Below are 13,953 nucleotides of genomic sequence, written 5' to 3' on the forward strand. Positions count from 1 at the left end.
TACTCAGTGACTGACGTTATCGACGGCAATGCTTTCGCCGCTGACATCGGCGTAGAACGGCTGGCGCTTGGCGATCAGCAGGTACAGCAACCCTGCAATACCGGCGCCAAACAACCAGGAAAACGGTGAGACGCTGGCAAATCCCGGCAACAGCGCCAGCAGGATGGCGATGATGGCCGCAGGAATAAACGCCGCCACTGCACGCATATTCACCCCACGGCTGTAGTAATAAACGCCATTCGGGTTTTCGCTATACAACTGCGGTACGTCCACCTGGCTTTTACGGATCAGCCAGTAGTCGACCATGATCACCCCGTACAACGGGCCTAGCAGTGCGCCGAGGCCAGAGAGGAAATACACGATCACCAGCGGGCTGTTGTAGAGGTTCCACGGCAGGATCAATACAGCCACGGTGGCGCTGATCAGACCCGCACGGCGGAAGTTCAGGTACTTGGGCGCCAGGTTGCTCAGCACAAAGGCTGGCGCAACGAAGTTGGCCATGATGTTCACCGCCACGGTGACGATCAGGAACGCCAGGCAGCCCAGCACGAGAAAGAAGGTATTGGGGATGGCCGCGATGATTTCAGTCGGGCTTTCGATCACCCGGCCATTGAGTTGGAATTGGCCGCCGCAGAGCAGCACGGTGATCGCGGCAAACACCAGGATATTCACCGGCAAGCCCCAGAAGTTGCCGACCAGGATGGTCTTGCGGCACGGCGAAGAGCGTGCAAAGTCGCAGAAGTTGAGGATCAGCGTGCCGTAGATCGCCAGCCATAGCGCGCCGCCGGCAAAGATATTGCGCCACATCTCGCCACCGCTCAGCGGTTCGCGGATCGACCAGGCAATGTTGCCGCCGGCCTGGAAGTACATCCAACCGGCCAGCGACGCCACAGTCAGCAAAATCACCGGCCCGGCGAAGCCTTCATAGCGCCGTACCATCTCCATGCCGTAGGCCAGGATCACCAGTTGTACGAACCATATCGCCACAAAACACGCCCAGCCAAGGGATGACAGGCCGAGGATTGAGTTGTGGTCATAGTCGGCAAACCCTGGATGAATTGCCGTCAGCAGCACGCGGAAAACCACTGAGGCCAGGTAGGTCTGGATACCAAACCAGGCAATCGCAATGACCGCACGGATCAGCGCGGGAATCTGTGCGCCGTGAATGCCGAAACTGATACGGCTGATGACCGGGAACGGTACGCCGGTCTTTTGCCCCATATACCCCGACAAGTTCATGAAGAAGTACACCAGCGCCGCACCGATCCCCAGGGATAACAGGATCTGCCAGCCGCCGAGGCCCAGTGCATATAAGCCAATGGCGAACGAATAGTTGGCGATGTTGTGCACGTCATTGGTCCACAACGCAAAGATGCTGTAGCGCCCCCATCGACGGCCTTCGATCTTGGTCGGCGCCAGGTCTTTATTGTGCAGGCGTGGGCTGAGCACTAACGGGCCGGGGCATGCGGCGTCCGGGTTCAGGGCGGAGGAGGGCAGATCCAGTGCGATATTGTTCGAGAGGCTTGTACGCATTCCGGCAGGCTCCAGCATATCTGCCGGGAAGAGGCAGATGGCAAAGTGTATGTAGGTTTTGTATTTATTGTATACAAAGCGCAATTCACCTTAAGCCACATGCGTGCCAGTTTTGGATCTATGAAAGTCCTGGGTAATTTCGTTTTTATAGGTTGGTTAAATAAATAGCTGAATTTAAAGAGATATAAATTGACCGACTGAACAGCTATTTATTTTTGGGTTGCCAGTATGCGATTCGCCAGGCCAATCGAGGGGAGGGGAGAGGTGTTACGTTATGGTGCGGCCGAATAAGAATTGCACACATAAATGGCACCGATGGTTACATGTATGTGTACATCTCCAACACTCAACACAAGACAAATGTGGGAGGGGGCTTGCCCCCGATAGCGGCCTGTCAGTCAATCTATGTTTGACTGGAAAACCGCTATCGGGGGCAAGCCCCCTCCCACATTTTCTAACCGCGTCAGCCCTTAGGCCTTGCTGATGATGTTCCCGGCATGCAGCCCGCATTCTTTCTGCGTGGCTTCTTCCCACCACCAACGACCCTCTCGCTCATGCTGGTTCGGCAGCACAGGCCGGGTGCACGGCTCACACCCGATGCTGATAAAACCGCGCTCATGCAAGCTGTTGTACGGCAGCTCCAGCATGCGGATATAGCCCCAGATCTCTTCGCTGCTCATCTGCGCCAGCGGGTTGAATTTGTATAGGGTGCGTTCCGGGGTAGAGAAGGCGGTGTCGATCTCCAGCGCCGCCACTTGGCTGCGGGTGCCAGGGCTCTGGTCACGGCGTTGGCCGGTGGCCCAGGCACTCACGCCCGAAAGCTTGCGGCGCAGCGGCTCGATCTTGCGCACGCCGCAGCATTCGCCATGACCATCCTTATAGAAGCTGAACAGACCTTTCTCCTTGACGAAGGGCTCCAGCTTGCTCTGGTCCGGCGAAATCAGTTCGATGTCGATCTTGTAGAAGTCGCGCACCTGCTCGATAAACCGGTAGGTCTCCGGGTGCAGACGGCCGGTGTCGAGGCTGAACACCTTGACGTTCTTGTTCAGCTTCCAGGCCATGTCCACCAGCACCACGTCCTCGGCGCCGCTGAAGGAGATCCACAGGTCATCGCCGAACTGGCTGAACGCCAGCTTGAGAATGTCCTGGGCGGATTTGTTGGCGTAAGTCGCGGCGAGTTCAGCGACGTCGAAGGCTTGGTTCATCAGGACGGTTCCTACAGGTCAGTGGCGCTGAGCGCTCTATAGGGGAGCGATGGTATCAAAATCCGCTCCGCGTTGCGGCGGCGAGCTTGAATGGCTAGAGTTCGGCAGTCCTTTTGCTCGCTCAACTAACAACATCCAATAGGAGTGTCTTGTGGAAATTGCCTGTCTTGACCTGGAAGGGGTACTGGTACCGGAAATCTGGATCGCCTTCGCCGAAAAAACCGGTATTGAATCGCTACGGGCCACCACCCGGGACATTCCTGACTACGACGTGCTGATGCAGCAGCGCCTGCGTATTCTCGACGAGCACGGGCTCAAGCTCGCCGATATCCAGGCAGTGATCGCCACGCTCAAGCCTTTGGACGGCGCCATCGAGTTCGTCAACTGGCTGCGCGAGCGTTTTCAGGTGGTGATCCTGTCCGACACCTTCTACGAATTTTCCCAGCCGCTTATGCGCCAACTGGGTTTCCCGACTCTGCTGTGCCACCGCCTCATCACCGATGAATCCGACAGGGTGGTGAGCTACCAACTGCGCCAGAAAGACCCCAAGCGCCAGTCGGTATTGGCGTTCAAGACTCTTTACTACCGCGTGATCGCCGCTGGCGACTCCTACAACGACACCACCATGTTGGGCGAGGCCGACCGTGGGATTCTGTTCCATGCGCCGGAGAATGTGATTCGCGAGTTCCCGCAATTCCCGGCGGTGCATACGTTTGAGGATTTGAAGAAAGAGTTCATCAAGGCGTCGAATCGGTCGCTGAGCCTCTAAAGCGGATTGTGGCGAGCGGGCTTGCCCCCGGAATGGGACTGCTGCGCAGTCCAACGCGAGCAAGCTCCCTCGCCACAAGAGGTCTACCTGCTACAACCCTTCCAGCGTTTGTAGCAAAACCCGCACCTTCGTCAGCGACTCCTGATACTCGGCCTCCCACTGCGAATCCGCGACAATCCCGCCGCCGCCCCAGCAGCACACTTGACCATCCTTGACCAACAAGCTGCGAATGGCGATGGAGCTGTCCATCTCGCCGCGTACGTCCAGGTACACCAGCGAACCGCAGTACAAGCCGCGTCGGGTGGGTTCCAGTTCGTCGATGATCTGCATGGCGCGAATCTTCGGCGCGCCGGTGATGGACCCACCAGGGAAGCTGCCGGCGATCAGGTCGAGGGCGTCTTTGTCGTCGGCCAGTGTGCCGGTGACGCTGCTCACCAGGTGGTGCACGTTGGGGTAGCTTTCCAGGCTGAACAACTCCGGCACGCTCACCGAGCCGGTGCGGCAACTGCGCCCCAGGTCGTTGCGCAGCAGGTCGACGATCATCAGGTTTTCGGCGCGATCCTTGGGGCTGGCCAGCAGTTCCGTGGCGTGGGCGGCGTCTTCTTCAGGCGTGACACCGCGTGGGCGGGTGCCTTTGATCGGGCGGGTTTCGACCTGGCGCTCGCTGATGCGCACGAAACGCTCCGGTGACAGGCTCAATACCGCGCCGTCATTGGGCAGGCTCTGGAATCCGGAGAAGGGCGTCGGGCAGGCTTCGCGCAAGGCGCAATAGGCGACCCAAGGATCACCGCTGCACGGCGCACGAAAACGCTGGGCGAAGTTGACCTGGTAGCAGTCGCCGGCCTGGATGTAATCCTGGATGCGCTCAATGGCCTGCTGGTAAGCCTCGACGCTGAGATCCGGCGCCATGGGGCCCTGCAATTTGAAGGTTGCAGGGGCGGTGGCGGCGTCACCGCTGAACAGCGTGATCAGTCGCTGCCGTTCGCTATCGGCCAGCGCCGGGTGAAATACCAGTTGGCTGGTCTGTGCCAAGTGGTCGCTGATCAGCGCCCAGGCATACAGTCCAAAACGCGCATCCGGCAGGTGCAAATCATCCACCGCCAAGTGCGGCAGCTGTTCCAAATGCCGGCCAAAGTCGTAGCTCAGGTAGCCGATCAAGCCACCGGCAAACGGCAACTCATAGCCGTCGGGCAATTTCGCTTCACCCAACTGTGAAAGGTTTTTCCGTAATCGCCGCAGGAAGTTGCTGCCGCTTTCGTCAGGATCCACTGCAAGAGTCGCCTCGGGCCAGGCGCTGAGCAGGTCATAACGACCGCGTTCGGCAGCAGGTCGGCCGCTGTCGAGCAGGACCGCGCCGGGTGCATGGCGAATCGCCGCAAAATACTCGGCGGGGTTGGCCCGATAGGGCAGCGGGTGTACTGAACAGGTCGACATGCGAGGGTGGATCAGCCAAGGCGCGGGGGAGGGGATTGTAGTCCCCTGTAGGATTTGCTCCTAGAGGGGATGTCGGCGATAGACAGTTCGAAGACCGGATCAGCCTTCTACGGGGGGTATATGCCCAAACATTTCCTGCACAAACGTCACCCGCTCTTCCGGGGTTTCCGTCACGCCGGCGGCTTTGAGTGCTTCCAGTCGTGCTTCTACCGCGTGGGTGCGCAAGGTCAGGCCGCAATCGTTGGCGATCTGGATGTTCAGCCCTGGCCGCGCATTGAGCTCCAGGATCAGCGGGCCTTTTTCCTGGTCCAGCACCATGTCCACACCGATGTAGCCCAGCCCGCATAGCTCATAGCAGCCGGCGGCCAGCTTCATGAAACCGTCCCAGTTGGGCAGTTGCACGCCATCCACCGCGTTAGTGGTGTCGGGGTGCTTGGTGATGATGTTGTTCAGCCAGGTACCGCGCAGTGTCAGGCCGGTGGCAAGGTCCACACCGACGCCAATCGCGCCCTGGTGCAGGTTGGCCTTGCCGCCGGACTGGCGGGTCGGCAACCGCAGCATGGCCATCACCGGGTAGCCCATCAGCACGATGATGCGGATATCCGGAACGCCTTCGTAGCTGATGCTCTTGAAGATCTGGTCGGGTACCACACGGTACTCGATCAGCGCGCGGTCACGGTGGCCGCCCAGGGAATACAGGCCTGTGAGGATGCTGGAAATCTGATGCTCGATCTCTTCATGGCTGATGATCTTGCCGGACACCGTGCGGTAGCGCCCTTCAAAACGGTCGGCCACCACGAGAATGCCGTCACCGCCGGCGCCCTGGGCCGGCTTGATCACGAAGTCGCTGCGCCCACCGATAATTTCATCGAGCTTGTCGATTTCCTTCTCGGTGGAGATCACTCCATACATTTCCGGCACGTGGATACCCGCCGCGATCGCCCGTTCCTTGGTGATGATCTTGTCATCCACGATAGGGTACAGGCTGCGCTTGTTGTACTTGAGCACGTAGTCGGCGTTACGCCGGTTGATGCCCATGATTCCCCGCGCTTCCAGGGCTTTCCAGGTCTTCCAGAAACCGAACATTACTTATCAGCCTTCAAGAACGCCTTGAAACGCACCAGCTCGGTCAGGCGGTAGCCGCGATAACGACCCATGGCCAGCATGAAGCCCACCAGGATCAGGAGGATCGCAGGGAAGGTGAACACGAAGTACACCAACTCCGGCACGCTCATAATCAAGTGCGCCAGGGAGGCAGCGAACAACGTACCAATCGCCACTTTCAACGCATGGTTGGCACCGCGCTCTTCCCAGGTGATCGACAGGCGTTCGATGGTCATGGTCAGGATCACCATCGGGAACAGTGCCACCGACAGCCCGCGCTCCAGCCCCAGTTTATGGCTGAACAGACTGATGGCCGCGATCAGCACCACCACGAAGGTCAGCACCACCGACAGCCTCGGCAGCATTTGCAGCTTCAAGTGTTCCAGGTACGACCTGAGTGACAGCCCCAGTGCCGTAATAATGGTGAAAAGCACGATTCCGAAGCCCAATTGCGTCTCGCGGAACGCGAGGGCAATCAGCACTGGCGTGAACGTGCCCAGGGTCTGCAGGCCGATCAGATTGCGCAGGATCAGAATCACCAGCACGCCAATCGGGATCATCACCATGATCATGAACGTCTGCTGGGTTTGCAGTGGCAGGCCGTACAGCGAGTATTCGAGGAAGTTGGCGTCGGTGTTTTCATCCGTCAGCTTGGCCAGGCGAATCGCGTTCATTTCGCTGTTGTTCAGGCTGAACGTCACCATGGCTTTCTTGCCGCCGTCGACCGTGATCAGGTTTTCATCGCCGGTCCACCACAGCAGGCGGTCGCTGGGCAGGCCCTGTTCGCCGGTTTCCGGGTTGAAGTAGAGCCAGTCATTGCCATTAAAGCTGCGCAGCCAGAGTTCGGGCGTTTGCGGCTGGTCGGCGACCAGGCGGATGGTGTGGACCTTTTCCACCGGCACGTGGGCGATGGACAGCAGCAACTCGACGATCTTGGCCTTGTGCGGCGTGGACGGGTCGCCGGCGAGCAACAGCTTCACATTGTCGTCGTTGAGGTTGTTGGTGCGCTTGATGGCTTCGGTAATGAAGGTTTCGACGTCGGCCGAATGCTGGCGGATCGGCGCCAGCAGGGCTTCGGCGGCGATTTTTTCCGGGCCTTCCACCGCGATGCTATCGCGGAACGTTGGGCCTTTGATCTTGGTTTTTTCACCGCTGTAACGCTTGGTCAGCACCAGGCGGTAATACAGGGTCTGGTTGCCGTTGGCGCGGCGTGCCGACCAGGTGACCTTACGGTTACCGTCAATACGATTGACGCTCACCCCATAGTTGTTCGAGATAAAGCTCTCATTAAGGCTGACGAAGTCGCGGCTCAGGGGCGGCACGAACATCTGGATCTTCACCGGGTCCTTCGGATTGGCGACGAACTCGACCTTGGCGTCGATGTTCCACAAATCGTCGGTCGCGTCCTCAGTGACAGGAATGCCCAGCACGAAGATCTGGTAGGCGGTGACCGAAATACCCAGCACCACCAGGATGGCGATCAGGATTTTCAGGTGCAGGGTAAGAGAGCGCATTCGGTTTACTCGGCGGTATGAGCGTCGGTGGCGCAGGCGGGTTTGCCTGCTGCGTATTTAAGACTGGGGTCGACCAGCGCATCAAAGCGTTTCAACGCTTCGGAGCCGATCAGCAGCGGATATTGGAATGCGCTGCGGTCAGTCAAGTTCACTTCGATGCTGCGTAAAGCGGTGCCCATGCAGATATCCAGGGCTATCACTGGACGGGCGGTGTAGTTCTTGTCCTCATCGGGGTCGTAGTCACCGGCGCGGCGTTTGATCTTGCTGACGCGGGCCAGGGGCCGTTCGATGGGGTGGGAATGGGCGGTGTCGATGGCCAGGTAGAAGCGCACCCAGGATTCGCCGTTGCGCTTGAAGCGCTTGATATCACGGGCGCTGAGGGAGGCGGTCTTGGCGCCGGTGTCCAGCTTGGCGGCCACTTCAAGGTCGATGCCAGCCAATTGGGCATATTCATTGAGGCCATACACGGTCTTCTCGGCGGCAACGCCAAGGCCGGGGATGAACAGTAGGCAAAACAGGGGGAAGGGCTTGAGTCTCATAGATCCTGAGGCGGTGCAGTGCGATGTTCAATTCAAGGCGACTGGCATTGCTGCGCAAACTCCCTCGTGCGCCGTTTCATCAAGCGATGTCAGGCAAATGCGGCGGCATTCTAACATGATGCTTTTTTGGCGCCACCGCTGGCAGGCGGCCATGCTCCGAGCGCGTGCAACAAGGGTTATTAGACGATTGTCGACAATGTGTATTTATTCTTTGACTATCGAGGTCTGATTGGCTAGTTTTTGCGGCATTGCTTTTCAAGGTGTCGACAATATGCTGGTTCAGCCTGAAGCTCCGATAGTCGTGTCGGACGAATCCCAAACGATGTCGGAGAACGTTTTCCGGCGCATCCAGGCCGCCATCGTCAAAGGCGAGATCGCCCCCGGCAGCAAGATCTCCGAACCGGAACTGGCCCGCACCTACGGCATCAGCCGTGGCCCGTTGCGTGAGGCGATCCACCGCCTGGAAGGCCAGCGCCTGCTGGTTCGCGTGCCCCATGTGGGCGCGCGGGTCGTGTCCCTGAGCCACGCCGAGCTGATCGAACTCTATGAAATCCGCGAATCTCTGGAAGGCATGGCCTGCCGCCTGGCCGCCGAGCGCATGACCGACGCCGAAATCGAAGAGCTGCGCCAAGTGCTGCACACCCACGAACGGGATGCTGCGTTCCAGGCCGGCGTCGGCTACTACCAGCAAGAAGGCGACTTCGACTTTCATTACCGGATAATTCAAGGCGCCGGTAACCGCACCCTGACCCAAATGCTCTGCGGCGAGCTGTACCAGTTGGTGCGCATGTACCGCATCCAGTTCTCCACCACCCCCAATCGTCCACGCCAGGCTTTTGCCGAGCATCACCGCATTCTTGACGCGATTGCCGATCGCGACGGTGAACTGGCCGAACTGCTGATGCGCCGTCATATCGGTGCGTCCAAACGCAACATTGCCCGTCACTTCCCGGACGGCGCCCCTGATAGAGGTGAGTCATGAGTTCGAACAATAAAAGCACACCCGGCCAGCGTTTCCGTGACGCAGTCGCCAGTGAACAGCCGTTGCAGGTCGTCGGCGCAATCAACGCCAACCACGCGCTGCTGGCCAAGCGCGCTCGCTTCAAGGCGATCTACCTGTCAGGCGGGGGCGTGGCGGCCGGTTCCCTGGGCGTGCCCGACCTGGGCATCACTGGCCTGGATGACGTGCTCACCGACGTGCGCCGCATCACCGACGTCTGCGACCTGCCGCTGTTGGTGGACGTGGACACCGGTTTTGGCTCCTCGGCGTTCAACGTCGCGCGCACCGTCAAATCGATGATCAAGTTCGGCGCCGCCGCGATTCATATCGAAGACCAGGTCGGCGCCAAGCGCTGCGGCCATCGTCCGAATAAAGAAATCGTGTCCCAGCAGGAAATGGTCGACCGCATCAAGGCCGCCGTGGATGCGCGCACCGATGACAGCTTCGTGATCATGGCGCGTACCGATGCCTTGGCCGTCGAAGGGTTGGAGTCCGCCCTGGAGCGTGCCGCCGCCTGCATCGAGGCTGGTGCCGACATGGTGTTCCCGGAAGCCATCACTGAACTGGAGATGTACAAGCTGTTCGCCGCCCGTGTGAAAGCGCCGATCCTGGCCAACATCACCGAATTCGGCGCGACGCCGCTGTACACCACCGAACAGTTGAAATCTGCTGATGTTTCCATCGTGCTGTATCCGCTCTCGGCCTTTCGCGCCATGAACAAGGCCGCCGAGAACGTTTACACCGCGATCCGTCGCGACGGCACCCAACAGAACGTGATCGACACCATGCAAACCCGCATGGAGCTTTACGATCGCATCGACTACCACACCTTCGAGCAGAAGCTCGACGCGCTGTTCGCCGCGAAGAAGTGACGAACACGTCTCCCTGAATAACGACAAAATTGGAGAAAATCCATGGCTGAAGCAAAAGTACTGAGTGGCGCCGGCCTGCGTGGCCAGGTCGCCGGGCAAACTGCACTGTCCACCGTGGGCCAGGCCGGTGCCGGCCTGACCTACCGCGGCTACGATGTTCGCGAACTTGCTGCCGATGCGCAGTTTGAGGAAGTCGCCTACCTGCTGCTGTACGGCGAATTGCCGACCAAAGCCGAACTGGCTGCGTACAGCCAGAAGCTGAGCAAGCTGCGCGACCTGCCGCAAGCGCTCAAGGAAGTGCTGGAACGCATCCCCGCCGACGCCCATCCGATGGACGTGATGCGCACCGGTTGTTCGTTCCTGGGCAACATCGAGCCGGAAAAAGACTTCAGCGTGCAGCGCGATGTCACCGACCGCTTGCTCGCCGCCTTCCCGGCAATCATGTGTTACTGGTACCGCTTCAGCCACGACGGTAAGCGCATCGACTGCGTGACCGACGAGCCGAGTATCGGTGGTCATTTCCTGCACCTGCTGCACGGCGAGAAACCGAGCGAGCTGCATGAGAAGGTCATGAACGTCTCGCTGATCCTTTACGCCGAGCACGAATTCAACGCGTCGACCTTCACCGCTCGCGTGTGTGCCTCGACCCTGTCCGATCTCTACTCCTGCGTCACTGCCGCCATTGGCTCCCTGCGCGGTCCGCTGCATGGCGGCGCCAACGAAGCGGCGATGGAAATGATCGAGCGTTTCGGTTCGGCAGAAGAGGCTGTCGAAGGCACCCTCGGCATGCTGGCGCGCAAAGACAAGATCATGGGCTTCGGCCACGCGATCTACAAAGACAACGACCCGCGTAATGAAGTGATCAAGGGCTGGTCGAAAAAACTCGCTGACGAAGTGGGCGACACCGTGCTGTTCCCAGTGTCCGAAGCCATCGACAAGACCATGTGGGAACAGAAAAAACTCTTCCCTAATGCCGACTTCTACCATGCCTCGGCGTACCACTTCATGGGCATTCCGACCAAGCTGTTCACGCCGATCTTCGTGTGCTCGCGGCTTACAGGATGGGCAGCCCACGTATTCGAGCAACGCGCCAACAACCGCATCATCCGTCCAAGCGCCGAGTACACCGGCGTCGAACAGCGCAAGTTCGTGCCAATCGAACGTCGCTGAAGACTGACGATCCCAGGATTGGAATGAGGTCAAAGTGTGGGAGGGGCTTGCTCCCGATGGCGGTATGTCATTCAACACCTATGGCAACTGATAAACCGCTATCGGGGGCAAGTCGAAACGTCGCACCGCCCCTCCCACATTTGAATCGCATTTCAATTCTGGATCGGCCCAGGTCTTCCTTTTGTAATCACCGTGACCGAGTCCTGACGATGAACACAGAATTTCGCAAACCGCTCCCCGGCAGCCGCCTGGATTTCTTCGACGCCCGTGCGGCAGTCGAAGCAATCACCCCCGGCGCCTACGCCACCTTGCCCTACACCTCCCGCGTACTGGCAGAAAACCTGGTGCGCCGCTGCGACCCGGCCACTCTCAATGCTTCCCTGAGCCAGTTGATCGAACGCAAGCGCGATCTCGACTTCCCCTGGTTCCCGGCGCGTGTGGTGTGCCACGACATTCTTGGCCAGACCGCGCTGGTCGACCTCGCCGGCCTGCGCGATGCCATCGCCCTGCAAGGCGGCGACCCGGCCCAGGTCAACCCGGTGGTGCCGACCCAATTGATCGTTGACCACTCCCTGGCCGTCGAAGCCGGGGGTTTTGACCCCGATGCGTTCGAGAAAAACCGCGCCATTGAAGACCGTCGCAACGAAGACCGTTTCCACTTTATCGAGTGGACCAAAAAGGCCTTCAAGAACGTCGACGTGATCCCGCCGGGTAATGGCATCATGCACCAGATCAACCTGGAGAAAATGTCCCCGGTGATCCAGGTGCGTGACGGCGTGGCGTTTCCGGATACCTGCGTCGGCACCGACAGCCACACGCCCCACGTGGATGCTCTGGGCGTGATCGCCATTGGCGTCGGCGGCCTGGAAGCGGAGAGCGTGATGCTCGGTCGCGCCTCGTGGATGCGCCTGCCGGAAAGCGTCGGTGTCGAGCTGACGGGCAAGCTGCTGCCGGGCATCACCGCCACCGATATGGTGCTGGCGCTGACCGAGTTCCTGCGCCAACAGAAAGTCGTCGGCGCATGGCTGGAGTTCTTTGGCGAAGGCGCATCAAACCTGACCTTGGGCGACCGCGCGACCATCTCCAACATGGCCCCGGAATACGGCGCCACGGCAGCGATGTTTTATATCGACCAACAAACCATCGCCTACCTGAAACTCACCGGCCGTGAAGATCAACAGGTCGCGCTGGTCGAGCAATATGCGCGCCACACCGGTCTGTGGGCGGATGATTTGAAAGGCGCGCAGTACGAGCGCGGCCTGACCTTCGACCTGTCCAGCGTCGTGCGCAACATGGCCGGCCCGAGCAATCCCCACGCCCGCGTCGCCACCCGCGACCTGGCGGCCAAAGGTATCTCCGGACAGTGGGATGAAGTGCCGGGGCAAATGCCTGATGGCGCGGTGATCATCGCCGCCATCACCAGTTGCACCAACACCAGCAACCCGCGCAACGTGATCGCCGCCGGGCTGTTGGCGCGCAATGCCAACAAGCTGGGGCTCAAGCGCAAGCCGTGGGTCAAATCCTCCTTGGCACCCGGTTCGAAAACCGTGGCCATGTACCTGGAAGAAGCCGGCCTCGGTCACGAACTGGATAAGCTCGGTTTCGGCGTGGTGGCGTTTGCCTGCACCACCTGCAACGGCATGTCCGGCGCGCTCGACCCGGTGATCCAGCAAGAGATCATTGACCGCGACCTTTACGCCACCGCCGTACTGTCGGGTAATCGCAACTTCGACGGGCGCATTCATCCTTACGCCAAGCAAGCCTTCCTCGCGTCGCCGCCGTTGGTGGTGGCGTATGCGATTGCTGGCACCATCCGTTTCGACATCGAGAAGGACGTGCTCGGCCTCGACGCCGACGGCAAGGAAATCCGCCTGCAGGACATCTGGCCGAGCGACGAAGAAATCGATGCGGTGGTCAAGGCCTCGGTCAAGCCGGAGCAGTTCCGCGCGGTGTATATCCCGATGTTTGCGATCCACGAAGACACCGGCCCCAAAGTCGCGCCGCTGTACGACTGGCGTCCGCAGAGCACGTATATCCGCCGTCCGCCGTATTGGGAAGGTGCGCTGGCCGGAGCGCGTCCGCTGAAGGGCATGCGCCCGCTGGCGGTGCTGCCGGACAACATCACCACCGATCACCTGTCGCCGTCCAACGCGATCATGCTCGACAGCGCTGCCGGTGAATACCTGGCGAAAATGGGCCTGCCGGAAGTCGACTTCAACTCCTACGCAACCCACCGCGGCGACCATTTGACCGCGCAGCGCGCAACGTTCGCCAACCCGAAACTGTTCAACGAAATGGTGGTGGAAAACGGCAAGGTCAAACAGGGTTCCCTGGCGCGCATCGAGCCGGAAGGCCAGGTTACGCGGATGTGGGAAGCCATCGAAACCTACATGGAACGCAAGCAGCCGCTGATCATCATCGCCGGTGCCGATTACGGCCAGGGCTCGTCCCGCGACTGGGCGGCCAAGGGCGTGCGCCTGGCTGGTGTGGAGGCGATTGCCGCCGAAGGTTTCGAGCGCATCCACCGCACCAACCTGGTGGGCATGGGCGTGTTGCCCCTGGAGTTTTTGCCGGGAACCGACCGTCACACCTTGCACATCGACGGCAGTGAAACCTATGACGTGGTCGGCGAGCGCACCCCGCGTGCGCAGTTGACCCTGGTGATCAACCGCAAGAATGGCGAACGTGTCGAAGTGCCGGTGACCTGCCGCCTCGACACCGCCGAAGAAGTGTCGATCTACGAGGCGGGCGGCGTGTTGCAACGTTTTGCCCAGGACTTCCTGGAATCGGCGGCGACCGCTTAAGAGGACGAC

Annotated in this window: 11 protein-coding genes; 5 read left to right on the forward strand and 6 right to left on the reverse strand. The window is 60.0% G+C overall.

Annotated elements, in window-relative coordinates; translation table 11 throughout:
- Positions 1 to 3: 3 nt before the first annotated feature.
- Both AB4N82_RS17350 and AB4N82_RS17355 read right to left on the reverse strand, forming a co-directional pair.
- Positions 4 to 1,533: an NCS1 family nucleobase:cation symporter-1 gene (locus AB4N82_RS17350; protein WP_095185337.1), complete on the reverse strand. Its 1,530-nt coding sequence runs from the start codon at positions 1,531 to 1,533 to the stop codon at positions 4 to 6.
- Between the two features lie 470 nt (positions 1,534 to 2,003).
- Positions 2,004 to 2,738: a phosphoadenylyl-sulfate reductase gene (locus tag AB4N82_RS17355; protein WP_032887556.1), complete on the reverse strand. Its 735-nt coding sequence runs from the start codon at positions 2,736 to 2,738 to the stop codon at positions 2,004 to 2,006.
- 151 nt (positions 2,739 to 2,889) lie between these two features.
- Here AB4N82_RS17355 and thrH point away from each other — a divergent pair, with 151 nt between their 5' ends.
- The gene (gene thrH / locus AB4N82_RS17360) at positions 2,890 to 3,507 is read left to right on the forward strand and encodes a bifunctional phosphoserine phosphatase/homoserine phosphotransferase ThrH (RefSeq protein WP_032887558.1); all 618 of its coding nucleotides are present in this window, start codon (positions 2,890 to 2,892) and stop codon (positions 3,505 to 3,507) included.
- A 90-nt stretch (positions 3,508 to 3,597) separates the two neighbouring features.
- On the opposite strand, the gene pabB is transcribed toward thrH, so the two are convergent.
- The 4 genes from pabB to rloA form a co-directional block, all read right to left on the reverse strand.
- Complete coding sequence (pabB, locus tag AB4N82_RS17365) at positions 3,598 to 4,941, reverse strand: aminodeoxychorismate synthase component I (protein ID WP_122764537.1); 1,344 nt, start codon at positions 4,939 to 4,941, stop codon at positions 3,598 to 3,600.
- A gap of 99 nt (positions 4,942 to 5,040) precedes the next feature.
- Positions 5,041 to 6,027 carry an alpha-L-glutamate ligase-like protein gene (locus AB4N82_RS17370; RefSeq protein WP_122764538.1) on the reverse strand — a complete coding sequence of 329 codons (987 nt, stop codon included), beginning with the start codon at positions 6,025 to 6,027 and terminating at the stop codon, positions 5,041 to 5,043.
- On the reverse strand, positions 6,027 to 7,559 hold the full coding sequence (gene rloB / locus AB4N82_RS17375) for an osmotic stress tolerance membrane protein RloB (protein WP_032887564.1): 1,533 nt from the start codon (positions 7,557 to 7,559) through the stop codon (positions 6,027 to 6,029). Before rloB ends, AB4N82_RS17370 begins: the two co-directional genes overlap by 1 nt.
- A gap of 5 nt (positions 7,560 to 7,564) precedes the next feature.
- Positions 7,565 to 8,098: a retropepsin-like aspartic peptidase RloA gene (gene rloA / locus AB4N82_RS17380; RefSeq protein WP_095185340.1), complete on the reverse strand. Its 534-nt coding sequence runs from the start codon at positions 8,096 to 8,098 to the stop codon at positions 7,565 to 7,567.
- A gap of 271 nt (positions 8,099 to 8,369) precedes the next feature.
- Here rloA and AB4N82_RS17385 point away from each other — a divergent pair, with 271 nt between their 5' ends.
- From AB4N82_RS17385 to acnD, 4 genes are all read left to right on the forward strand, one after another.
- Positions 8,370 to 9,080, forward strand: a complete 711-nt coding sequence (locus AB4N82_RS17385) for a GntR family transcriptional regulator (protein WP_032887568.1) — start codon at positions 8,370 to 8,372, stop codon at positions 9,078 to 9,080.
- The gene (gene prpB, locus AB4N82_RS17390) at positions 9,077 to 9,970 is read left to right on the forward strand and encodes a methylisocitrate lyase (RefSeq protein ID WP_460102372.1); all 894 of its coding nucleotides are present in this window, start codon (positions 9,077 to 9,079) and stop codon (positions 9,968 to 9,970) included. The genes AB4N82_RS17385 and prpB overlap by 4 nt, the downstream gene beginning before the upstream one ends.
- 42 nt (positions 9,971 to 10,012) lie before the next feature.
- Positions 10,013 to 11,140 (forward strand): bifunctional 2-methylcitrate synthase/citrate synthase, encoded by a 1,128-nt coding sequence (prpC, locus tag AB4N82_RS17395; protein ID WP_032887571.1) that lies wholly within the window; start codon positions 10,013 to 10,015, stop codon positions 11,138 to 11,140.
- 209 nt (positions 11,141 to 11,349) lie between these two features.
- Positions 11,350 to 13,944: a Fe/S-dependent 2-methylisocitrate dehydratase AcnD gene (acnD, locus tag AB4N82_RS17400; protein WP_032887573.1), complete on the forward strand. Its 2,595-nt coding sequence runs from the start codon at positions 11,350 to 11,352 to the stop codon at positions 13,942 to 13,944.
- Positions 13,945 to 13,953 lie beyond the last annotated feature (9 nt).

The organism is Pseudomonas sp. H1_D04 (assembly GCF_054683855.1).